The 23227-nt window shown below is 73.5% G+C and carries 14 protein-coding genes; 8 read left to right on the top strand and 6 right to left on the bottom strand.

The window, feature by feature from the left end; translation table 11 throughout:
• Positions 1–375: 375 nt before the first annotated feature.
• The 5 genes from OO62_RS08550 to fxsT all read left to right on the top strand — a co-directional run bounded on the left by OO62_RS08550 (position 376) and on the right by fxsT (position 9815).
• Positions 376–1449, top strand: coding sequence for an AAA family ATPase (locus tag OO62_RS08550; RefSeq protein ID WP_033266672.1), 1074 nt, complete (start codon positions 376–378; stop codon positions 1447–1449).
• Between the two features lie 5 nt (positions 1450–1454).
• Complete coding sequence (locus OO62_RS08555; protein WP_033266673.1) at positions 1455–4865, top strand: SAV_2336 N-terminal domain-related protein; 3411 nt, start codon at positions 1455–1457, stop codon at positions 4863–4865.
• Positions 4866–5034: 169 nt separating this feature from the next.
• Positions 5035–5244: a YxD-tail cyclophane-containing RiPP peptide gene (locus OO62_RS08560; RefSeq protein ID WP_033266674.1), complete on the top strand. Its 210-nt coding sequence runs from the start codon at positions 5035–5037 to the stop codon at positions 5242–5244.
• A 205-nt stretch (positions 5245–5449) separates the two neighbouring features.
• Positions 5450–6631, top strand: a complete 1182-nt coding sequence (locus OO62_RS08565) for an FxsB family cyclophane-forming radical SAM/SPASM peptide maturase (protein ID WP_206738429.1) — start codon at positions 5450–5452, stop codon at positions 6629–6631.
• A gap of 133 nt (positions 6632–6764) precedes the next feature.
• Entirely contained in the window at positions 6765–9815 is a 3051-nt protein-coding gene (gene fxsT / locus OO62_RS08570) for an FxSxx-COOH system tetratricopeptide repeat protein (protein WP_228332532.1), read from the top strand.
• Positions 9816–9931: 116 nt separating this feature from the next.
• Here fxsT and OO62_RS08575 read toward each other — a convergent pair whose 3' ends face one another.
• From OO62_RS08575 to OO62_RS08590, 4 genes are all read right to left on the bottom strand, one after another.
• The gene (locus tag OO62_RS08575) at positions 9932–13741 is read right to left on the bottom strand and encodes a multifunctional oxoglutarate decarboxylase/oxoglutarate dehydrogenase thiamine pyrophosphate-binding subunit/dihydrolipoyllysine-residue succinyltransferase subunit (protein ID WP_033266675.1); all 3810 of its coding nucleotides are present in this window, start codon (positions 13739–13741) and stop codon (positions 9932–9934) included.
• A gap of 250 nt (positions 13742–13991) precedes the next feature.
• On the bottom strand, positions 13992–15128 hold the full coding sequence (locus OO62_RS08580; RefSeq protein WP_228332533.1) for a HAMP domain-containing sensor histidine kinase: 1137 nt from the start codon (positions 15126–15128) through the stop codon (positions 13992–13994).
• Positions 15125–15862 (bottom strand): response regulator transcription factor, encoded by a 738-nt coding sequence (locus OO62_RS08585; RefSeq protein WP_033266676.1) that lies wholly within the window; start codon positions 15860–15862, stop codon positions 15125–15127. Before OO62_RS08585 ends, OO62_RS08580 begins: the two co-directional genes overlap by 4 nt.
• Before the next feature lie 73 nt (positions 15863–15935).
• On the bottom strand, positions 15936–16688 hold the full coding sequence (locus tag OO62_RS08590; RefSeq protein WP_051732905.1) for a spermidine synthase family protein: 753 nt from the start codon (positions 16686–16688) through the stop codon (positions 15936–15938).
• A gap of 264 nt (positions 16689–16952) precedes the next feature.
• Here OO62_RS08590 and OO62_RS08595 point away from each other — a divergent pair, with 264 nt between their 5' ends.
• On the top strand, positions 16953–17786 hold the full coding sequence (locus OO62_RS08595) for a rhomboid-like protein (RefSeq protein ID WP_033266677.1): 834 nt from the start codon (positions 16953–16955) through the stop codon (positions 17784–17786).
• Positions 17787–17851: 65 nt separating this feature from the next.
• Here the strand turns inward: OO62_RS08595 and OO62_RS08600 are convergent, their stop codons facing one another.
• On the bottom strand, positions 17852–18406 hold the full coding sequence (locus OO62_RS08600) for a hypothetical protein (RefSeq protein ID WP_033266678.1): 555 nt from the start codon (positions 18404–18406) through the stop codon (positions 17852–17854).
• A 252-nt stretch (positions 18407–18658) separates the two neighbouring features.
• On the opposite strand from OO62_RS08600, the gene OO62_RS08605 reads away from it, so the two are divergent.
• Positions 18659–19504, top strand: coding sequence for a pentapeptide repeat-containing protein (locus tag OO62_RS08605; RefSeq protein WP_051732907.1), 846 nt, complete (start codon positions 18659–18661; stop codon positions 19502–19504).
• Positions 19505–19680: 176 nt separating this feature from the next.
• On the top strand, positions 19681–22140 hold the full coding sequence (gene lon / locus OO62_RS08610) for an endopeptidase La (RefSeq protein ID WP_033266679.1): 2460 nt from the start codon (positions 19681–19683) through the stop codon (positions 22138–22140).
• Positions 22141–22279: 139 nt separating this feature from the next.
• On the opposite strand, the gene OO62_RS08615 is transcribed toward lon, so the two are convergent.
• Positions 22280–23143 carry a lysozyme gene (locus OO62_RS08615; protein WP_033266680.1) on the bottom strand — a complete coding sequence of 288 codons (864 nt, stop codon included), beginning with the start codon at positions 23141–23143 and terminating at the stop codon, positions 22280–22282.
• Positions 23144–23227: the final 84 nt, after the last annotated feature.

Genomic DNA, 23227 nt, shown 5'->3' on the forward strand with positions numbered 1-23227 from the left:
GGCGCCGCGCGCACGGGGGAGGCTGCCGGGGCGCCGCGCGCGCCCCGCGCATGCGCCCGGCGCCCGCTCCCGGCCCGGCCGCTCGGCCCGCACCGGGCCGGCTCACGGCCCGGCACATGCGCAAACCGCGCCCCGTGCACGGCACTTGGCGCCCCGCGGTGCTGCGGTGCGAGACCGGAAACCGCCCCGTGTGCTTCCGTATGGATGGGTACTGTCATAGCGTCGTGGAAGACTTGTTCGTGATGACGTGACGACGTGATTGCGTGTGTGTCGGTGGCGGACGCGGGGGACGGCCGGGCGGGTGCCGACGTCTCCGGCGGTTCTCCCCGGCCCCCGTTCCTGACCGATGCCGGGCCGGCGACGAGGAGTTCCGACGTGAGCGACTGGCTCATCTATCGTGGCGCGGGCGCACCGCACGACGGAATCGAGCACCTTCCACCGCCGCCCCCCTGGCGCGATTTCGACGGCGGCCCGCTCGTGGCGCCGCCCGCCGCCCTGGACCCGGCCTCCGAGCGCCGGCTCGGCGTGCAGCACCGCGAGGCCAGCCACCACCGCCCGGGCGAGACCGAGCGCGAGCTGGTCAACGCCGCGCTCTACCTGCGCCGTCCGCTGCTGGTGACCGGCGCGCCGGGCAGCGGCAAGAGCACCCTGGCGCATTCGGTCGCCTACGAACTCGGCCTCGGCCGGGTGCTCGGCTGGCCGGTCGTCAGCCGCAGCACGCTCCGCGACGGCCTGTACGACTACGACGCCATCGGCCGCCTCCAGGACCTCCAGATCGCCCGCGCCGCACCGTCCGCGGCGGACAGCGGCCCCCCGGACGGCGCGGACGGCACGGCCGGCGCGGACCCCACGGACGAGCCCGGCGGCGGCATCGGCCGCTACATCCGCCTCGGCCCGCTGGGCACCGCCCTGCTGCCCGCCGCACGGCCCCGCGTCCTGCTCGTCGACGAGCTCGACAAGAGCGACATCGACCTGCCCAACGACCTGCTCAACGTCCTGGAGGAAGGGGAGTTCAGGATTCCGGAGCTGGAGCGGCTGGCCGGATCCGCCCCCGAGGTGCAGGTGCTCAGCGACGACGGGGCGCGGGTGACGGTGCGCGACGGCCGGGTGCGCTGCCGCGCCTTCCCCTTCATCGTCCTGACCAGCAACGGCGAACGGGACTTCCCGGCGCCCCTGTTGCGCCGCTGCATCCACCTCCACATCCCGGCCCCCGACAAGGAGCGCCTCGCCGCCATGGTGCGGGCCCACTTCGGCGAGGGGGCCGCCGAGCGCCACGAAGCGGTGATCGACCGCTTCCTGGACCGCGAGCCCGGCGACGTCCGCGCCGTCGACCAGCTCTTCAACGCCATCCACCTCACCCAGAAGGCCGGCTGGACCGACCAGGACGAGGAGGAGACCCGACGGCGCCTGACGGCGGAGCTGATGCGGCCTCTCGATCGGACGAGGTGACTGCGATGCCCCCCGGGGCGCCCGGCCCGGGGCCCCTCGACGAGCTGGTCGCCCGGCTGACCGCGGCGGGGCTGCCGCCCGACGCCCGCGCGATGGCCGACGCCCTCTGGCTCGCCCAGTGGATCACCCCCGACGCGCCGCCCGGAGGCCCGGCCGACGCGGCGACCGACCGCACGGACCCGCCCGACCGTACAGATCCGGCCACATTCCGGGCCGGGCCGGCCGGTACGGCGGACCCGGCGCGCGACGGCGCACCGCCCGCGTCCGGCAGCGGACCCGACGCCTCCGACGGGCGGTCCCCCGCGCCCCGCGACGGCGCCCGCCGCCGCGTCGCCGAGCTGCTGCCCGCCCAGGACGAGCGGGTCGCCGACCCGGACCACCACCGCCTCGGCGAGGTCGCCGTGCCGATCGCCTCCGCCTTCCCCGGACTGCTGCCGCTGCAGCGCGCACTGCGCCCGGTCCAGCGCTACCGCCCGCCGGCCGCCCCGGCCCGCCACACCCTCGACGAGCCCGCCACCGCCGAACTCTCCGCGCACGCCGAAACGGTCATCCCGGTGCTGCGCGGGGTGCACCGCCGCGCCGCCGCCCTGCGGCTGCTGATGGACGGCTCGTCCTCGATGGCCGTCTGGGAGCAGATGCTGCACGACCTGCGCCAGGTCTGTGAACGGGTGGGCGCCTTCCGGGACGTCACCGTGCACTACCTCCACCCGCACGGCCCGGACGTCGGCGTCGCCGCGGCGCCCGGCCCCGGCAGCCCGCTGCGCCCCGCCGACCAGCTGCACGACCCCACCGGCCACCACCTCACCCTCGTCATCAGCGACTGCGCGGGCCCGCTGTGGCGCGACGGCCGGATGCAGCGGCTGCTCTACCGCTGGGCGGCCGACGCCCCGCTCGCCGTCGTCCAGCCGCTGCCGCAGCGCATGTGGGGGCGCACCCTGCTGCCGGCGGTCCCCGGCACCCTCGTCCGCCGCCAGGGCTCCTACCAGGCCCTGGACTTCCTCCCGGCCCGGCGCCGCCGCCGGCCCGCCCCGGCCCTGGCCTCGTCGCCCGGGCCGCCCCGCGAGCGCGCCGTCCCGGTCCTGTCGGCCACCCCCTCGGCCCTCGGCTGCTGGGCCCGGCTGGCCGCCGCCGACGCCGGGCTGTCGCTGCGCGGCGCGGCCTGCGTCGTACGGGCCGACCACGGCGCCGAGCCCCCGACCGGCCCGCAGGACGCTCCCGGAGGCGGCGAACCGTCGCGCATGGTCCGTGAGTTCGAGCAGCAGGCGTCCCCCGCCGCGCGGCTGCTCGCGGTGCACCTCTCGGCCGTACCGCTCGCGCTGCCCGTCATCCAGCTCGTCCAGCGTGCGATGCTGCCGCACACCGGGCCGGCCGAACTCGCCGAGGTGCTGCTCAGCGGCCTGGTCACGCAACTCCCGCCGGACGAGCGGGCGTCCGGCGGGCCGAGCACGGGCACCGGCCCCTGGTACGACTTCGCGCCCGGCGTACGGGACGAACTCCTCAGCCGGCTCAGCGCGGGCGAGGCGGCCCTGATCCTCAAGCACTGCTCGCTCTACATCGAGCGCACCTTCGGCCGCAGCGCCCGTAACTTCCCGGCCGTCGCGGTCGCCATGCTCTCCGGCAGCGGCCGCGAACCGGAGGCCGGCCGGGGCGTCCCTCCCGGCGGGGGCCGGGGGAGCGCCGTCCCGGCACCCTTCGCCCGGGTCTCCGAACGCGTACTGCGCCGCTTCGAACCGGCGCTGCGCCCGGCCGGCCGGCGGTCGTACGTCCCCGACGGCCCGGCCGCCGAGGGCGCCGCCCTGCTGGAGCGCTACGAACAGGACCGCGCCGCCCGCGACCTGATCGAGGCCGTGCGCCTGCTGCGCGCCGCCGCCGACCGCCTGCCGCCGGCCGGCACCGACCTCGCCCGCGCCCTGCTGCACGCCTGGGCGAAGTGGGGCCAGCCGGACGCCCTGGAGGAGGCGGAGCGGGCGGCCCGGTCCGCCGCGGACGCCGCCGGCGGAGGCGACGGCGCCGGTGACGCCGCCGGGGACGCCGAGCGGACCCGGGCGCTGATCGTGCGCGGCCGGGTCGCCTACGCCCGCGCCGGCGAACGGCGCCGGGCCGGCACCGCGACGGAGGAGCACGCGGCCCTCACCGACGCCGCCCGTCACCTGCACACCGCCTGCGGGCTGATGAGCCTGCTCGATCCCCGTGTCCTGGAGAGCATGGTGCTGCGCACCGAGGTCCTGCGGCGGCTGGCCGCCCTGTCCGAGACGCCCGGGGCGACGCCCGACGCGGGGGAGGGCGACGCCGGAGCCGGCGCCGACCGCCCCGCCGACCCCCTCGACGAGGCCGAACGTTCCCTCACCGCCCTCCTCGACCAGTGGCCCAGCGGTGAGCAGGTGCCCGGCGAGGTCTACGCCGCCCGCGGCGGTGTCCTGCTCGACCAGGCCCGCCGGGCCGCCCGGACGCCTCCCGAAGGACCGCGCCCCGCCCAGGAGCTGGCCGTACGCGCCGCCGACGACCTCGACACCGCCACCGTGCTGCTGCGCCGCCGCGGCAGCGCCGCCGACCGGCTGGTGTGCGAGACCCTGCTCGACCTGGCCGCGGCGCGGGAGCTGAACGGCGGCACCGGCCTGCCGTCGGTGCTGCCGGCCCTCGACCGCGCCCGGGAGATCGCCCGGGCGCTGGACGACCCGGCCCTGGAGGCGGTCAGCCTGCGCCGGACGGCCGCGGCTCAGCGCGCCGTCCACACCCGCACCGGCGCGCTGAGCGCCCTGGACGCCGCGATCGCCGCGCTGGCCGCCGCGCTGCGGCTGACCGCCCCCGACTCGCCCGAGCACAGCTCCCTGCTCGCCGAACGGGGCGCCGCGCTGCTGCTGCGGGCCCGGCTGGAACCGCCGGGGGAGCCGGGCAAGCGGCTGGCCAACGAGGCGGTGCACGTCCTGCGCGAGGCGCTGGCCCGGGTCGCGCCGCACGACCCCGACCTGGGCAGCCACCGGCTGCTGTTCGGCCGCGCGCTGCGGCTGCGGCACGAACGCCAGCCCTCGCTCGCCGATCTGCACGAGGCCGACTGGGTGCTGGAGCTGGCCGCCCGCGGCGCGGACGTACCGGACGTGGTGTGCGCCGAGGCATGGCTCGAAGTGGGCGACGTGCAGCTGCTGCTGGACCGCCGCTTCGACTCCCGGGAGCGCCACGACCGGGCCGCCGCCTGCTACCGCCGGGCCGCCGCGGCCGCCGGCCGGGCCGGCAGCGCCCTGCTGGCCGCCCGCGCCCACCACCGCCGCGCCGAGGTCCTGGAGGTCACCGCCGGCCCGCGCTCCGCGCTGCACGCCTACCGCGAGAGCTGGGAGCGGTGGCAGCGGGCCGGCGAGGACGCCGGGCCCGAGGCGCAGCGCACCCGCGCCCGGATGCGCGCCCTGGAGTCCACCGCCTGACCATCCGGGACGGGCGGGACCGGAACCGCGCCCGACGCCGGCCGGGCGGCGGGGCTCCGGGCCCGGCCGTCCCGCCCCCCGGACGGCCGCCTGGCCGTCCGTCGCCCCCACGTGTTTCCGTGGACGGGAGTCCGGGAAACCACCGTCCAGCCGGTCAGAGGAGAGCAGCGTGGCGACTACCCCCCGCACCGAACGGGCCGCGGCCGCCCCGTCGGCCGAGCCGCTGCCGGATTTCGCCGGGGTCGATGTGCGCCTTCTGGCGGCACGGACGGACCACGCGGTGCTCGGCGAGGTCGCCACCCTGCTGCTGCGCAACTGGCCCACCGGGGACGAGGCCGTCGCGTACTACGAGGACGGCCCGGGAAAACTCCTGCGGTGACGGCCCGGTACGGCCCCTCCCTTTGCGTCGTCCGGTCGTGCGGGAGGTGATTTTTGGGCAAACGCGCTAGGGAACCGGCCAGTTGTCGCGGTAATTCGATTCTTCGATCGAATGGGGAGCCAAGTACCAGACAGCGGACGGGACGTGACGGCCGAAGGCGCCGGTCCCGTACCTCGACCGAGGACTACGGGGCAGGGGGCGAGCCGTGGCGGGGGAGACGACCGGCCGGACCACCGCGGTGCCCTTCCGCCAGTTCGTCCTGAAGGTCCACAGCCGCTGCAACCTCGCCTGCACCTACTGCTACATCTACGCCGGCCCCGACCACAGCTGGCGCGAGCGCCCCCGGACCGTGCCGCCCGCCACCGTCCGGCAAACCGCCCGGCGCATCGCGGAACACGCCCGCACCCACCGGCTGCGGGACATCCGCATCGACCTGCACGGCGGGGAACCGCTGCTCACCGGGCCCGGCCCGCTGCTCGCCCAGGCCGCCGCGGTCCGCGCCGCGCTGCCCACCGGCTGCACCGCCGAATTCGGCGTGCAGACCAACGGGACGCTGCTGACCCGGGACACCCTCGACACGCTCGGCGCCGCCGGCTTCCGGCTCGGCCTGAGCCTCGACGGCGGCACCCCTGGCCTCAACCGGCGCCGCCTCGACCACGCCGGCCGGCCCTCCTGGCCCGCGGTCTGCCGCGCCGTCGGGCTGCTCCGCGACCGCCCCGAGGTGTTCGCCGGGATCCTGTGCACCATCGACATCACCGCCGACCCCGCCGAGGTCTACGGCTCGCTGTGCGCACTGGACCCCCCGATGCTCGACTTCCTGCTGCCGCACGCCAACTGGTCCAGCCCGCCACCGGCCCCCGCGGGGCGGGGCCCCCGGCCGGGGCCGCCCGCGCCGGCCGGCCGCGCCCCGTACGGCGACTGGCTGTGCACCGTCTTCGACCTGTGGTGGGACGGCGGCCCGGGCCCCCGCGTGCGGGTGTTCACCGAGATCCTCGGCCTCCTGCTGGGGCGGCCCAGCACCAGCGAGGCGGTCGGTCTCTCCCCCGTCGTCGCCCTGGTCGTGGACACCGACGGCGCCATCGAACAGGTGGACTCGCTGAAGTCCGCCTACGAGGGCGCCGCCGCCACCGGCCTGAACGTCTTCCGCCACAGCTTCGACGAGGCCCTGGCCCACCCCGGCATGGCGGCCCGCCAGCGCGGCCGGGACGGGCTCGCCGCCCAGTGCCGGGCCTGCGCCCTGGTGGAGGTGTGCGGCGGCGGCAACTACGCCCACCGCTACCGCGCGGACGCCGGCGGATTCACCCATCCGTCCGTGTACTGCGCGGACCTGGAACGCCTCATCCGGCACATCGCCGCCCGGCTCGACGCGACGGTTTCCCTCAACTGACCTGCATGCAAGAAGACCTGACGCACTGTCGTCATATGGAGGGACACTTGGGCTATCGTGCGAAAGAGCCAGGGCGTGCCCGATGTCTCACCCTCCGCACGCGCGCACCATCGCACCTCAGGGAGACGGTCGCATGGCCGAGCAGTCCATTTCCGTTGGTTCAGCCGGTTCTTCTGCTTCTTCCGGTCCGTCGGGCCCGGCCGGCTCCGCCGCACACATCACCATCAGTTACGCGGGCTTCGCCCGGCCGTGGGCCGCGTGGATCGCCCACCGGCTGGAGCAGCAGGGCCACGGCACGACCCTGCTCCGCTGGGACCCGAAGGTCGACACCGCCCTGGTCCAGGAGCTGTCGGCGCTGCTGGAGGCCGAGGGACGGCTGCTGATGGTGCTGGACGACTGGTACTTCCGGCTGGGCCCCAAGACGCAGGACGAGTGGACCGCCGCGCTGCGCGAGGTGGTGCCGCCGCACGCCGACCGCTTCGCCGCGGTGAGCGTGGCCACCCAGAGCCTGCCCGCCACCGCGTCCCTGCTGCACCCCGCCGACCTGCGCGACCTGGACGCCAACGAGGCCAACCGCCGGCTCCTGCAACGGCTGGGCATCGTCGCGCCGCCCCGGACCGTGGACGAGAACGCACCCGGCGAACCCCGCTTCCCGAACAACCCGCCCGAGGTGTGGAACATCCCGCGCCGCAACAACCGCTTCACCGGGCGCGACAACGTCCTCGAAGAGCTGTACGGCAAGCTGGCCGGACCCGGGACCACCGCGGCCCCGCCGCTGGAGACCCGTATCGCGCTCTACGGCACCTCCGGCGTCGGCAAGAGCCAGATCGCCGCGGAGTACGCCCACCGCTTCGGCAACGACTACGACGTGGTGTGGTGGATCAGCGCCACCAACCGCGGCGCCGCCCGCGAACAGCTCGCCGAACTCGCCACCCGCCTCGGCCTCCCCGTCGGCCGGGAGCTGGGCGACCGCATCCGCGCCGTCCACGAGGCGCTGCGCGTCGGCCGCCCCTACCGCCGCTGGCTGCTGATCTTCGACAGCGCCGACGACATGGAGCAGATCGAGGACCTGATCCCCGACGGCCGCGGCCACGTCCTGATCACCACCCTCACCCGCGACTGGTCCGGATCCGGCAGCGCCCAGGAGATCGAGGTACTGCCCTTCAACCGCGTCGAGTCCGTCGCCTACGCCCGCCGCCGCGCGTCCCGGCTGACCCCGGTCGAGGCGGACATGCTCTCCGAAGCCGTCCAGGACCTGCCGCTGCTGCTCGCCCAGACCGCCGCCTGGCTCGACGCCAACCCGATGTCGCCCAAGGAGTACATCGAGCTGATCCGGCGCGGCGAGCCCAGCCTCGTCGGCATCCGGATCTCCTCCGACTACCCGATGGCCTTCCAGACCAGCTGGGCCATAACTCTCAACACGCTGCGCGAGCGCAGCCCCGCCGCGGTCGAACTCCTCAAGCTGTTCGCCTTCTTCGCCCCCGACGCCATCCCCGTCCCGATGCTCGCCAAGGCCCGCCGCGGCGACCTGCCCGAGCACCTCGCCGACCTCGCCGCCGAACCGATCAGCTGGAACACCGCGCTGCGCCGGCTGACCGAGTCCACCGCCGTACGCCTCGACTACCAGGTCTCCCAGGACGCCGACCCGGCCGTGGAGACCGCGCTGATGCACCGGCTCTACCACCGGTTCCTGCGCAGCGACATGACCGAGGACGAGCGCGACCTGATGTCGGCGACCGCCTGCCGGGTGCTGGTCACCGCCGACCCGCAGAACCCCGCCGACACCCGCTACTGGGAGCGCTACGCCGAACTCATCCCGCACCTGGAGCCGGCCGGCGTGCTCGACAGCGCCGACCCGGCGGTCCAGCAGCTGCTGCTCAACTGCGTCGAGTACCTGCGGGTCCGCGGCGAGTACCGGATCGGGCTGCGGCTGTGCGAACAGTTCATGTCCCGCTGGCGCACCCGCCTCGAACCCACCCAGCGCACCATGCTCGTGCTCACCCACCAGCACGCCAACATGCTGCGCAGGCTCGGCCGCTACCGCGAGGCCGAAGCGGTCGGCAGCGCCGTCGTCGACCAGCTCGCCGCCGAGCGGGACCCCTCCGACGCCGACCTGCTGCGCGCCCAGGACGGCCTCGCCGGCACCCTGCTCGCCCTCGGCTCCTACCAGCAGGCGTACGAACTCTTCGACGCCGTCTGGCGGGCCTACGCCGCCCTGCTCGGCCCCGAGGCCCCGCGCACCCTCTCCTCGCGGCACAACCTCGGCGCCGTCTTCGCGCTGCTCGGCCGGTACGAGGAAGCGCTGGTCACACACCGCGAGGTGCTGGCCTACCGGGAGCGGGAGCTGCGCGCCCGGCACCACCTCACGCTCAACGCGGGCACCGCCTACGCCCGGATGCTCCGGCTGCTGGGCCGCTACCGCGACGCCACCTCCAGCCAGGAGCTCAACGCCCGGCTGCACCTCCAGGTGATGGGCGCGCACACCCCGCAGACGCTGCGCGCCGAGCACAACCTCGCGCTGTGCTGGCGCCGCTCCGGCGAGGTGACCAAGGCCGCCGCGCTGATGTCCGACGTCGTCGAGCGCTCCCGCCGGGTGCTGGGCCCGCGCCACCCCGAGACCCTCATGGTCCGCGCCGACCACGCCACCTTCCTGCGCGAACACGGCGACCTCGGCCAGGCCCGCGACCTCGCCGAGGAGGTCGCCGAGCGCTACGAGGCACTGGCCGGCGAGCGGCACCCGTACACCATCGGCACCCTGGGCAATGTCGGGCTGGTCCGCGCCGAGTTCGGGGAGACGGCGGAGGCGCTGGACCTCGCCGAGCGGGCGCTGCACGGGATGACCGGGACGCTGGGCAGCGACCACCCCTGGACGCTGGGCTGCGCGCTCAACGCCGGCGCCGCCCGCAGCCGGGCCGACGACGAGGACGGCGCGGTGGAGCTGGGCCGCGACACCCTGGAGCGGGCCAAGGTGACGCTCGGCGACCGCCATCCGCTGACGCTCTCCGCGAAGACGGCGCTGGCCGAGGACCTGCGGGCGCTGCGCCGCCGGGGCGAGGAGGCGGCGAAGCTGGAGCAGGAGGCGATCCAGCAGCTCTCCGAGACGCTGGGCGCCGAGCACCCGCACACCCTCTCCGCCCGGCGCCGCAGACGCCCGTACTGGGACTTCGAACCGCAGCCCGTGTGAGGGCGGGTCGGCCGGGTCCCCGGTAACCCCCTTTCCCGGTACGCCGAAGGGCCCGCCCCCGCAGCAGCGGGGACGGGCCCTTGTGACGGTCCCGGTACGACCGGTGGCCCGACGCCTTACGCGTCGAAGACCTCCGCGACCAGCTGTGCCTGCTCGGCCTGGTGCCGCTTGGCGGAGCCGACCGCGGGCGAGGAGCCGTGCGGCCGCGAGATGCGGCGCAGGCGCTCGCCGTGCGGGACATCCGCGCCGACGGCCAGGTCGAGGTGGTCGATCAGGTTGAGACCGAGGAACGGCCAGGCACCCTGGTTCGCCGGCTCTTCCTGCGCCCACAGGTACTTCTCGGCGTTCGGGAACTTGGCGATCTCCGCCTGGAGTTCCTTGCCGGGCAGCGGGTACAGCCGCTCGATGCGGATGATCGCGGTGTCGGACGCGCCGCGCTTCTGCCGCTCGGCCTCCAGGTCGTAGTAGACCTTGCCGGAGGTGAAGACGACCTTGCGGACGTCCTCGGGCTTGACCGACGCGTCACCGATGACGGGACGGAAGCCGCCCGTGGTGAACTCCTCCGTCTTCGACGACGCGGCCTTCAGGCGCAGCATCGACTTCGGGGTGAAGACGACCAGCGGCTTGTGGTGCGGGTTGTGCACCTGCCACCGCAGGAGGTGGAAGTAGTTCGACGGCAGCGTCGGCATCGCGACGGTCATGTTGTTCTGCGCGCACAGCTGGAGGAACCGCTCGATGCGGGCCGAGGAGTGGTCCGGGCCCTGGCCCTCGTAGCCGTGCGGGAGCAGCAGGGTGACGCCGGAGGTCTGGCCCCACTTCTGCTCGGCGGAGGAGATGAACTCGTCCACGATCGTCTGGGCGCCGTTGACGAAGTCACCGAACTGCGCTTCCCACATGACCAGGGCGTCCGGGCGGGCCAGCGAGTAGCCGTACTCGAAGCCCATCGCCGCGTACTCGCTCAGCAGCGAGTCGTAGACGTTGAAGCGGGCCTGGTCCTCGGACAGGTAGAGCAGCGGGGTGTAGTCCTCGCCGGTCTCCCGGTCGATCAGCACCGCGTGGCGCTGGCCGAACGTGCCGCGGCGGGAGTCCTGGCCGGCGAGCCGGACCGGGGTGCCCTCCATCAGCAGCGAGCCGATGGCGAGGGTCTCGCCCATGCCCCAGTCGATGGTGTTGTCCTCGACCTGACCCGCGCGGCGCTGCAGCTGCGGCAGCAGACGCGGGTGCACGGTGATGTGCTCGGGGATGTTGACCTGCGACTCGGCGATCCGCTTGACGATCTCCTGGGAGATCGCGGTGTCGACGTAGACCGGGAACTCCGCCTTGGGCTGCGGCACCTCGGGCGCGGCCGGCGTCGTGGTGGCGTCGCGGACCTCGGTGAAGACCTTCTCCAGCTGGCCCTGGAAGTCCTGCAGCGCCTGCTCGGCCTCTTCCAGCGTGATGTCGCCCCGGCCGATCAGCGACTCGGTGTAGAGCTTGCGCACCGAGCGCTTCTTGTCGATCAGGTCGTACATCAGCGGCTGGGTGAAGGCCGGGTTGTCCGACTCGTTGTGCCCGCGGCGGCGGTAGCAGATGAGGTCGATGACCACGTCCTTGTTGAACGCCTGGCGGAACTCGAAGGCCAGACGGGCGACGCGGACGACGGCCTCGGGGTCGTCACCGTTCACGTGGAAGATCGGCGCCTCGATCATGCGGGCCACGTCGGTGGCGTACATGGAGGAGCGGGCCGACTCCGGGGCGGCGGTGAAGCCGACCTGGTTGTTGATGACGATGTGCACCGTGCCGCCGGTGCGGTAGCCGCGCAGCTGCGACATGTTCAGCGTCTCGGCGACCACACCCTGGCCGGCGAACGCCGCGTCACCGTGCAGCTGGATCGGCAGGACGGTGAAGTCCGTGCCGCCCTTGCCGATGATGTCCTGCTTGGCGCGCGAGACACCCTCGACGACCGGGTCCACGGCCTCCAGGTGGGAGGGGTTGGCGGTGAGCGAGACCTTGATCTGCTCGCCGTCCAGGCCGGTGAAGGTGCCCTCCGCGCCCAGGTGGTACTTCACGTCGCCGGAGCCGTGCATCGACTTCGGGTCGAGGTTGCCCTCGAACTCCCGGAAGATCTGCGCGTACGACTTGCCGACGATGTTGGCGAGGACGTTGAGGCGGCCGCGGTGGGCCATGCCGATGACGCACTCGTCCAGGCGCGATTCCGCGGCGGAGTCGATGACCGCGTCCAGCAGCGGGATGACGGACTCGCCGCCCTCCAGCGAGAAGCGCTTCTGGCCGACGTACTTCGTCTGCAGGAACGTCTCGAACGCCTCGGCGGAGTTCAGCCGGCGCAGGATGCGCAGCTGCTCCTCGCGCTCGGGCGACTTGTGCGGACGCTCGACCCGGTCCTGGATCCACTTGCGCTGCTTGGGGTCCTGGATGTGCATGAACTCGATGCCGGTGGTGCGGCAGTACGAGTCACGCAGCACGCCCAGGATGTCGCGCAGCTTCATCATGGACTTGCCGGCGAAGCCGCCGACCGCGAACTCGCGCTCCAGGTCCCACAGGGTGAGGCCGTGCTCGGTGATGTCGAGGTCGGGGTGCTTGCGCTGGTGGTACTCCAGCGGGTCGGTGTCGGCCATGACGTGGCCGCGGACCCGGTAGGAGTGGATCAGCTCGAAGACCCGGGCGGCCTTGGTGACGTCGTCGTCGTGCGAGGCGTCGATGTCCCGCAGCCAGCGGACCGGCTCGTACGGGATCCGCAGCGACTTGAAGATGTCGTCGAAGAAATCGTTCTCGCCGAGCAGCAGCTGGTTCATGATGCGCAGGAACTCGCCGGAGGCGGCGCCCTGGATCACGCGGTGGTCGTACGTGCTGGTCAGCGTCATGACCTTGGAGACGCCGAGCTTGTTCAGGGCGTCCTGGGAGGTGCCCTGGAACTCCGCCGGGTAGTCCATCGAGCCGACGCCCATGATCATGGACTGGCCGGGCATCAGACGCGGCACGGAGTGGACGGTGCCGATGCCGCCGGGGTTCGTCAGCGACGCGGTGACCCCGGTGAAGTCGTCCATCGTCAGCTTGTTGTCGCGGGCCCGGCGGACGATGTCCTCGTACGCCTGCCAGAACTCGAAGAAGGTCATCGTTTCGGCCTTCTTGATGGCCGCGACGACCAGCTGGCGCTCACCGCTGGGCTTCACCAGGTCGATGGCCAGACCGAGGTTGACGTGCTCGGGCTTGACCAGCGTCGGCTTGCCGTCCTTCAGCGCGAAGGAGTAGTTCATCGACGGCATGGCCTTGAGGGCCTGCACCATCGCGTACCCGATGATGTGGGTGAAGGAGACCTTCCCGCCACGGGCGCGCTTCAGATGGTTGTTGATGACGATGCGGTTGTCGAACAGCAGCTTCACCGGGACCGCGCGGACGGACGTGGCCGTCGGCAGCTCCAGCGAGGCGTTCATGTTCTTCGCCACGGCGGCCGAGGGGCCACGCAGGACGACGTACTCGGGGCCGCCGGGGGCCTCGGTGTCCTTCGCGGCCGCGGGCTTCGCGGCGGCCGGCTTCGCAGCCGCGGGCTTCGCGGCGGCGGGCTGGGCCGGGGCCGGAGCGCTCGCGGCCGGCTTCGCCGGGGTCGCCGGCGCGGCAGCTGAGGGCTTCGGCTGGTCCGGCGCGGCGGGAGCCGACCGGTCCGGGGCCGCCACGGGGGGCAGCGCGGCGTCAGCCGCACCGGGGGAACCCTCCGCCGGCTTGCTCGGCGCGGTGGCGCCGCCCGGCTTGTAGTCGGCGAAGAAGTCCCACCAGGCTCGGTCTACCGAGTTCGGGTCCTGGAGGTACTGCTGGTAGATCTCGTCGACGAGCCACTCATTCGGGCCGAAAGCGGCAGCAGGGCTCTTGCCCTGCCCCTCTTGATCGGCCTCGGTCGAGATGCTCGAGCTGTTGGGGGACTGTAGCGACACGGCGGCAACCGCCCTCTTCCGCTTCCTAAGGTGGTGGACAGCGGGAATAAAGGCTACGCCTCTTGTGACCTTTGGTGCAGTCCGGGAGGGCCACTCGTCGCGCACGTCACATTCCCCGACGGGTTTCGGGGCATGACTTGGCGGGAAACACACGGAGTTTGCCCGCGTCCGGGTAGGACTCACCGCCGTCGCACCCATGGGATGAGTGCTCCTACCACCGACCCTACGTCAGGTGCCGTCAACCGGGATGTCAGCTCCGCGCTGATTCCGTACCCGGAAGAGTGACTCGAATTCGGCAACCCTTCGACGATTCGGCCACCCCGATCCGTCCACCGTGCAGATCCACCGCCCAGCGGGCGATCGCCAGGCCCAGTCCCGTACCGCCGTCCGTGCCGGGGCCGGACGTGCCGGGGCCGCCGCGGTTGAACCGCTCGAAGACCCGGTAGCGCTCCGACTCGGGGATGCCGGGACCCTCGTCCTGGACCTCCACCACCAGGCTCCCCGGCCCGTCGCCGCGCCGGGCGTGCACCGTGACCCGGCCGTGGCGCGGGCTGTGCTTGATGGCGTTGTCGATGAGATTCGCCACGACCTGGTGGAGCCGCTCGGCGTCGGCGTGCGCGGTCAGCTCCGGCGGCGAGACGTCGAGGTGGAGGTGGACGTCCGTACGGGTGTGGGTGCCGGTGCCGGACAGCGTGGAGGCGCCGCGGCTCATGTTGGCCTCCTTGAGCACCCCGGACAGGTACGGCCAGACCTCGAAGCGCCGGGCGTGCAGCGGCACCACGCCGTTGTCCAGCCGGGACAGGTCCAAAAGGTGCTCGACCAGCCTGCCCAGCCGCTCGGTCTGCTTCAGCGCGGTGCGCATCGTCTCCGGGTCGGGCTCGCAGACCCCGTCGACGACGTTCTCCAGGACGGCGCGCAGCGCGGCGATGGGCGTGCGCAGCTCGTGCGAGACATTCGCCACCAGCTCCTTGCGGTGGGTGTCCACCGCCTCCAGGTCGGCCGCCATGCGGTTGAACGCCTCCGCCAGGTCGCCGAACTCGTCGCGGCGCCCGGAGCGCACCCGGCGGCTGTAGTCACCGTGCGCCATCGAGCGGGTGACGTCCGTCATCTCGCCGAGCGGGGCGGTCAGGCTGTTCGCCACGAACTGGGTGATCAGCAGCGAGGCGATGATCGAGAAGATCGTGATCACCCGCAGCTCGGTGGCCGAGTGCATGGCGACGAACACCAGGAGTGTGGTGATGATCACCGAGACGCTGACCAGCGCGCCGAGCGCCGCCTTCACGGAGCGGTACGGGTCCAGGGGGCGCAGCGCCTCCCAGACCCGCTGCCACAGCTTCCGCAGCGGCGGCTGCCACCAGCGGCGCACGGGCGGGTGCCGCCGCGTCATGCGGACGGGGTCTCCAGCGCGTAGCCGACGCCGTGGACCGTGCGGATCCGCTCGGCGCCGATCTTGCGGCGCAGGGCCTTGATGTGGCTGTCGACCGTGCGCGTCCCGGAGGCGTCCGCCCAGTCCCACACCTCGGCCAGCAGCTGCTCACGGGAGAGCACCGCGCGCGGGGTGTTCGCCAGGCAGACCAGCAGATCGAACTCGGTGGGGGTGAGGTGGACGTCGGCGCCGCGCACCCGGACCCGGCGCTGGGCGTGGTCGATCTCCAGCTCGCCCAGGCGCAGGATGCCGCTGCGCGGGGTGTGCGCGGCCAGCGCGGCGCGCTCGACCCGGCGCAGCAGGACATGCACCCGCGCGGCCAGTTCCCGCATGGAGAACGGCTTGGTCATGTAGTCGTCGGCACCGACGCCGAGGCCGACCAGCATGTCCGTCTCGTCGTCCCGGGCGGTGAGCATCATCACCGGGACCGGGCGCTGTGCCTGCACCCGGCGGCACACCTCCAGGCCGTCGAAGCCCGGCAGCATCACGTCCAGGACGAGCAGATCGGGCTGCCACGCCTCGGCGGTCTCCACCGCGGCCGGGCCGTCGGTGGCCGTCTGCACCTGGAAGCCCTCGGCGCGCAGCCGGGCCGCGATGGCGTCGACGATCGTCGGGTCGTCCTCCACGACCAGCACCCGGCGCTGGGCACCCGGCGTGGCGGCGGCGCCGCCCTGCGTTGTCTGAGTCTGGTCCATCGCCCGCCCCTGCATGTCCCTGCGTGGTCGCGTTTTGCTGGGCAGCAGCGTACGGGCACGGTGCGACTGTCGGCTACGCGCCCTTGCGCGCGAGATGGACCACGTCGGGGACGCCTCGGACAACCGGGATCTCTTCCGTACGCACCCCGCTGAAACCGGCATTTCGCAAGGCTTCCTCGAAGGCCGGCGAGGGCTGCGCGGACCACACGGCGAGTACCCCGCCGGGTGTCAGGCGGTCGTGGCAGGCCGCGAGTCCGGTGGGGGAGTAGAGGGTGTCGTTGCCCTCGGTGACGGTCCAGTCGGGGCCGTTGTCGATGTCCAGACACAGTGCGTCGTAGGTGTCCCCGCCGGCGCGCAGGTGGGCGACCAGGTCGGTGTGCAGGATCGCGCAGCGCGGGTCGGCGAGCGCGGCCGCCGAGACCTCGGACAGCGGGCCCGTGCGGTGCCAGTCGATGACCGCCGCCTCGCGCTCGACGACGGCGATCCGGCCCCAGCGCGGCTGTTCGGCGGCGCGGGCCAGCGAGAAGCCGACGCCCAGCCCGCCGATCAGCACCGCGGGCCGCGCCCGGCCGGCCGGCAGTGCGGCCAGCGCGGCGTCGACCAGCAGCCGCTCGGAGCGGCCGTCGGAGGTGTCCATCAGGAAGCAGCCGTTGGCGATGATCTCGTAGATCACGGGGGCGGCGGGGGTGCCGGGGCCGGCGGGGGAGCCGTCCCGTTGCCGCAGCACCACCTCGCCGTACGGGCCCTCACGGCGGTCGAGCGTGCGGGGGGCCGGGGCCGGGGCCGGGCCGTTCGTCGTCAGATGCGGAGGAGTAACGGACGCCATGCGGTCATGGTGGCCAATGCGGGCGGCGGCGGTCCACCTCGTTACGGGGGCCGCCGAGCCGGACGCGGCGGCCCCGGCGACCGTTGCCCGACGTGATGCATCTCACTCGCACAGCTTCTTCATGGGTTGAGCGTGCAGGCTGGTGCGCGACGTTGTGCAGGGCAGAGCAAGCACGGACCGCCGAGCGGCACGGGCACGGCTCACCGGATGCGCCATGGACGGAAGGGGCCCAGGACCGTGAGCAGGCTGGAAACCGTCGGGGGAATGCAGGGGGAGCGGACGTCGGAGGGCCGGGCTCCGGCCGGCGGTGAGCGGCCGGCGGACCCGCTCCCGGTGCTGTCGGGCATCCCCCGGCAGCGGGGCCGGGGCGGTGCGGTGCCCGCGGAGGACGCGGCGCCGCCGCCCCGCCCGGCGCGTGCCTGGCCGCGGCCCTGGCAGCTGCTGCCCACCCCCGCCCGCACCCCCTTCACCTTCGGCTTCGCCCTCCTGCTCGCGGGCACCTCGTTGTTCGCCGAGTACGCCGACCCCGGCCTGGTCTCCGAACTGCTGCAGGGCTCCAGCACCGACGTCGTCCACCTCGCGCAGGCGCCGCTGCTGGTGCTGGTGGCCAGTGCGCTGTGGATCGCCGGCGGAGTGGCCTCGGCGTACGCGGTCGCGTTCCTCTTCGTGCTGACGGCCCTGGAGCGGCGGATCGGCGGACTGCGCACCGCCGCGGTCTTCTTCGGCGGCCATGCGCTGGCCACCCTCGCCACCGAGGTGCCCGTCGCCTTCTCGGTCGCCGCCGGCCAGCTGCCGGAGAGTTCCCTGCACCGTCTCGACTACGGCATCAGCTTCGGCGTGATGACCTGCACCGGAGCCCTCGCGGGCGTGCTCCCGGCCTGGGCGCGTTGGCCGCTGCTGGCCGGCGTCGGCTATCTGGCCCTCACCGATCTGCTGGCCTACGCCGACCCGATGACCGACTGGGGCCACCTGCTCTCCGTCGCCCTGGGCGTGGCCGCCTGGCCGCTGCTCCGCCACTGGCGCGTCCACCGCACCGGCCCGGCGCCGCTCCTCGGCGACCTGGGGCACCCGGCACTGCGCGGCGCACGCATGCACTGACCCGCGGGGCCGGGGCGCGGGCGGCGGCCCCTCGCCGGTGGGTGGTCGTCGTCCGTCCGCTGGGCCTACGGCCGTACGGTCGCGCGGTAGGCGTGCGTGACGGCGTAGGCGGAGCCGCCCAGCAGCGCCACACCGGACAGCACACCGCTGACGAACGGCACCCACGCCACGGCGGAGGTCGCCGCCATCCCCAGTCCGATCACGCCGAGCGCGGTCAGCGCGGTGCCCGGCACGGCGATGCTGCGCCGCTTCCAGACCGCGGTCAGCGCCAGGAAGTGCAGTCCGACGATCAGCGCGATCCAGGCCACGGCGGTCTCCGCCGGGGCGCCCGCCCCGCGCAGGGCGAGGTTGCCGCCGATCATCAGCACCACCTCGGCCGCCACGACGAAGCCGAACTTCCCGCCGTACCAGCTCTCCTGGGAAGCCTGGGGGCCGCCCACGGCGGCCCCGCCCCGGCGCCCGGCCCGCAGCGCCAGCGCCAGCAGTCCCCCGAAAGTGAGCACCGCGAGCACCCGCAGCGCGACCCCGATCGTGGGATTCAGCGGATCGTGGGCATTGGCGATGACGAAGATGGTCCCGAAGAGGGCGCCGATGAACACGCCGGACATCCGCTGCAACATGCGGTGAAAGTAGCAGTCCTGACTGGTAGTGGGAGGCGCAACGACCGTCTTTCCGCACCCGCCCCGCCCTCCGCGGGCGGCGCCGGACGCCGCGCGCCCTTCCTCCGTTCGCGCGGGGTGCGTGCGGCTGTGGCCGTCGCGGTCGCCGTCGGGCGGTGGTCCGGCGCGGGGGCCCCGACGCGGGCTGGGAGAATGGCCCTTTCTTCCGGCGCAGCAGGTGCGCCGCCCGCCGGCCGCAGGAGTACCCGCACCGTGTCCGCAGAACGTCCGCAGGACCCCAAGCAATCGATTCCGCACACCGCCGAGCTGGGCCTGGTGTCCGACTGCGGCAGCTGCTTCGGGCTGTGCTGCGTGGCGCTGCCCTTCGCCGCCTCCGCGGACTTCGCGATCGACAAGGACGCCGGGCGGCCCTGCCCGAACCTGCAGACCGACTTCCGCTGCGGCATCCACGCCGACCTGCGGGAGCGGGGCTTCTCCGGCTGCACTGTCTTCGACTGCTTCGGCGCCGGCCAGAAGGTCTCCCAGGTCACCTTCGGCGGACGGGACTGGCGGCAGGCACCGGGCACCGCCCGGCAGATGTTCGACGTCTTCCCGGTCATGCGGCAGCTGCACGAACTCCTCTGGTACCTCGCCGAGGCGCTGGCCCTGCCGGATGCCCGCCCGGTCCACACCGCGCTGCGTGCCGCCCTGGAGAAGACCGAACGCCTCACCCGGGGCAGTGCCGAGGAGCTCGGGCAGCTGGACGTGCCGGCCCACCGCGGCGAGGTCAACACCCTGCTGCTGCGCACCAGCGAGCTCGTACGGGCCACGGTCCCGGGCCGCAAGAAGGAGCGCCGGGGCGCCGACCTCATGGGGGCCCGGCTGCGGAAGGCCGACCTGCGGGGCGCCAACCTGCGCGGGGCGTACCTCATCGCCGCCGACCTCCGGGGCGCCGATCTGCGGCAGGCGGACCTGATCGGGGCCGATCTGCGCGACGTCGACCTGCGCGGCGCCGATCTCACCGGCGCGCTCTTCCTCACCCAGGCCCAGGTCAACGCGGCCCGGGGCGACGCCGCCACCACGCTGCCGTCTGCCCTGTCCCGCCCCGCCCACTGGTAGCGGGCCGCCGCTTCCCCCTTCCGAGCCGAGCCGGGCCCCCTGTGGAGGCCCGGCTCGGCCGTACGCGTTTCCGGGCTCCGCGGTTGATCGCTCACAGCGAACGCGCACCGGGGAACATCTCGGCAGTCGCTGACATTGAGTGGGTAAAGCTCAACTTGCTTGCCGAAGGGGAGATCATGGCTTCGACGTCCGCCTCGCTCACTCTGCCCGTGCTGCCCCTCGATGACGAGGTCGTACTGCCCGGCATGGTGGTGCCTCTGGACCTGTCCGACACCGAGGTCCGCGCCGCGGTGGAGGCCGCGCAGGCCGCAGCCTCGTCAGGTAACAAGCCGCGGGTGCTGCTTGTGCCCCGCGTCGACGGGACGTACGCGGGCATCGGCACGCTCGGGCGGATCGAGCAGGTCGGGCGGCTCTCCGACGGTGACCCCGGGGCGCTGATCCGGGGCCTGGGCCGGGTGCGGATCGGTTCCGGCACGACCGGGCCCGGTGCCGCGCTGTGGGTGGAGGGCACGACGGTCGAGGAGACCGTTCCCGAACGGCTGCCCGGCGCGGTGACCGAACTCGTCACCGAGTACAAGGCGCTGGCCACCAGCTGGCTGCGGAAGCGTGGTGCCTGGCAGGTCGTCGACCGCGTCCAGCAGATCGAGGACGTGTCGGCCCTCGCCGACAACTCCGGGTACTCACCGTTCCTGACGACCGAGCAGAAGGTGCGGCTGCTGGAGACCACCGACCCGGTGGCCCGGCTGAAGTTCGCCACCGAGGCGCTGCGCGACCACCTCGCCGAGCAGGACGTCGCCGAGTCCATCGCCAAGGACGTCCAGGCGGGCGTCGACAAGCAGCAGCGGGAGTTCCTGCTGCGGCGCCAGATGGAGGCCGTCCGCAAGGAGCTCGCCGAGCTCAACGGCGACCCGGAGGACGAGGGCGACGACTACCGCGCCCGGGTCGAGGCCGCCGAGCTGCCCGAACACGTCCGCAAGGCGGCCCTCAAGGAGGTCGACAAGCTGGAGCGGTCGAGCGACCAGAGCCCGGAGGGCTCGTGGATCCGCACCTGGCTGGACACCGTCCTGGAGCTGCCCTGGAACGAACGGACCGAGGACGCCTACGACATCGCCGGCGCCAAGGAGGTCCTGGACACCGATCACGCCGGCCTGGAGGACGTCAAGGAGCGGATCACCGAATACCTGGCCGTCCGCAAGCGCCGGTCCGAGCGGGGACTCGACCTCGTCGGAGGGCCGTCGAAGGGGGCATCGCGCAGCGATTCGGGCAAGGGCGGTGGTGGGCGACGGGCGGGCGGGGCCGTCCTGGCACTCGTCGGGCCGCCCGGCGTCGGCAAGACCTCGCTCGGTGAGTCCGTCGCGCGGGCCATGGGCCGCAAGTTCGTCCGGGTCGCCCTCGGCGGCGTGCGCGACGAGGCGGAGATCCGCGGCCACCGGCGGACGTACGTCGGCGCGCTGCCCGGCCGGATCGTGCGCGCGGTCAAGGAGGCCGGGTCGATGAACCCGGTCGTGCTGCTCGACGAGATCGACAAGGTGGGCTCCGATTTCCGGGGCGACCCGGCCGCCGCCCTCCTGGAGGTTCTCGACCCGGCGCAGAACCACACCTTCCGCGACCACTACCTGGAGGTCGAACTCGACCTCAGCGACGTGGTCTTCCTGGCCACCGCCAACGTCCTGGAAGCCATCCCCGAGCCGCTGCTCGACCGGATGGAGCTGGTCCGGCTGGACGGCTACACCGAGGACGAGAAGGTCACCATCGCCCGGGACCACCTGCTGCCGCGCCAGCTGGAGCGGGCCGGCCTGGAGCCGGGCGAGGTGGCGCTGGAGGACGCGGCGCTGCGCAAGCTCGCGGGCGAGTACACCCGCGAGGCGGGCGTACGGAACCTGGAGCGCGCCCTGGCCAGGCTGCTGCGCAAGGTCGCGGCCCAGCACGAACTCGGCGAGCGGAAGCTGCCGTTCACGGTCGGCGTGGACGAGCTGCGCCCGCTGATCGGGCGGCCGCACCACACCCCGGAGTCGGCGCAGGACCCGGCGGAGCGCCGGACGGCGGTGCCCGGTGTGGTCACCGGCCTCGCGGTCACCGGTGCCGGCGGCGACGTGCTGTACGTGGAGGCGTCGCTGGCCGATCCGGAGACCGGCGCGTCCGGGCTCCAGCTGACCGGACAGCTCGGCGACGTGATGAAGGAGTCCGCGCACATCGCCCTGTCGTTCCTGCGCTCGCACGGCGCGGAGCTGGAGCTCCCGGTCGGCGACCTGAAGGAGCGCGGAGTGCATCTGCACGTACCGGCCGGCGCCGTCCCCAAGGACGGGCCGAGTGCGGGCGTGACGATGACCACGGCGCTGGCCTCGCTGCTGTCCGGCCGGCAGGTCCGGCCGGAGGTGGCGATGACCGGTGAGGTCTCGCTGACCGGGCGGGTGCTGCCGATCGGCGGCGTCAAGCAGAAGCTGCTCGCGGCGCACCGGGCCGGGATCACCACGGTGATCATCCCCAAGCGCAACGAGCCGGACCTGGACGACGTGCCGGCCGAGATCCTGGCCGCTCTGGAGGTGCACGCGGTCGCGGACGTCCGGCAGGTGCTGGAACTGGCGCTGACCCCGGCGTCGAACGGGGCGGCGCCGGAGGTCCCCGTCGCGGTGTGAGGGACGCGCGGGGAACGGGACGGGCCCCTGCCGCCAGGTGCGGCAGGGGCCCTCTCGCGCGTACGACCGGGCGTGGGTGGGGGCCGTACGCCCGCGTGCCGGCCGTGGGCCGGGTCGCCCGGTGCCGGGGGATGCGGGGTCAGCCGTTGGCCAGCGCCTGGAGCCGGTCGTAGGCGCCGTTGAAGAGGTTGTGGTCGCCGACCGTCGGGCCGGTGGAGGTGTACTGCCAGATGGTGTGGAAGCCCCAGCCGCCGGGGAGTTCGCCGACCGACGAGCCGTAGCGCGGGACCCACAGCGGGTTGACGGCGCCGAAGGCGGACGAATTGCCGGTGCACTGCTTCCACCAGCTGGTGGAGGTGTAGATGACCGCGTCCCGGCCGGTGCGCGCCTTGTAGGTGGCGAACCAGTCCTTCATCCAGTTGACCAGGCCGGCCGCGCTCAGCCCGTAACAGGTCGAGCCGTAGGGGTTGTACTCCATGTCCAGCGCCCCGGGCAGGGTCTTGCCGTCCCGGGACCAGCCGCCGCCGTGGTCGACGAAGTAGTTGGCCTGGGCGGCGCCGCTGGAGGTGTTGGGTGTGGCGAAGTGGTACGAGCCGCGGATGAGCCCGGCGTTGTAGGAGCCGTTGTACTGCTGCGCGAAGTACGGGTTGGTGTAGCTGGTGGACTCCGTCGCCTTGACATAGGCGAAGCGGACGCCGCTGTTCCAGAGCGTCGACCAGGCGACGTTGCCGTTGTGGCTGCTGACGTCCACGCCTTCGACGGACCCCGCGAGCGCGGCGCCTGCCGGTGCGCCGGCGCCGGCGCCGGTGCCCTCGTGCGCGGCGATCTGGGAGCCGGCCCAGTCCTGCCCGGGATGGGCGGGTTCCGGTGCGCGCCCGGGAGCCGCGGCACCGGCGGTGCCGGGCAGGCCGAGCAGGAGGGAGAGGACGGCGAGGAGGGCCCCGGCCACGGTCGCCAGCGACCGCGCGGGACGGTGGGGGAAGCCGGATCTGAGCACGGGCATACGTGCCTCCGAAGATCTCGGTGGGTGTTCTGAGGGGGGAGGTAACCAGTGGCATGACAAGACGCGAGGACACGGAGGTGCGGC

This window comes from Streptomyces lydicus, assembly GCF_000717345.1.
Classification (GTDB): domain Bacteria; phylum Actinomycetota; class Actinomycetes; order Streptomycetales; family Streptomycetaceae; genus Streptomyces; species Streptomyces lydicus.

Bases quoted from the DNA above. Each gene is read 5' to 3' on its own strand.
- OO62_RS08580 (WP_228332533.1), bottom strand. From the start codon at position 15,128: ATGACGCGGCGGCACCCGCCCGTGCGCCGCTGGTGGCAGCCGCCGCTG.
- OO62_RS08555 (WP_033266673.1), top strand. From the start codon at position 1,455: ATGCCCCCCGGGGCGCCCGGCCCGGGGCCCCTCGACGAGCTGGTCGCC.
- OO62_RS08585 (WP_033266676.1), bottom strand. From the start codon at position 15,862: ATGGACCAGACTCAGACAACGCAGGGCGGCGCCGCCGCCACGCCGGGT.
- OO62_RS08600 (WP_033266678.1), bottom strand. From the start codon at position 18,406: ATGTTGCAGCGGATGTCCGGCGTGTTCATCGGCGCCCTCTTCGGGACC.
- OO62_RS08615 (WP_033266680.1), bottom strand. From the start codon at position 23,143: ATGCCCGTGCTCAGATCCGGCTTCCCCCACCGTCCCGCGCGGTCGCTG.
- OO62_RS08595 (WP_033266677.1), top strand. From the start codon at position 16,953: ATGCAGGGGGAGCGGACGTCGGAGGGCCGGGCTCCGGCCGGCGGTGAG.
- fxsT (WP_228332532.1), top strand. From the start codon at position 6,765: ATGGCCGAGCAGTCCATTTCCGTTGGTTCAGCCGGTTCTTCTGCTTCT.
- OO62_RS08590 (WP_051732905.1), bottom strand. From the start codon at position 16,688: ATGGCGTCCGTTACTCCTCCGCATCTGACGACGAACGGCCCGGCCCCG.
- lon (WP_033266679.1), top strand. From the start codon at position 19,681: ATGGCTTCGACGTCCGCCTCGCTCACTCTGCCCGTGCTGCCCCTCGAT.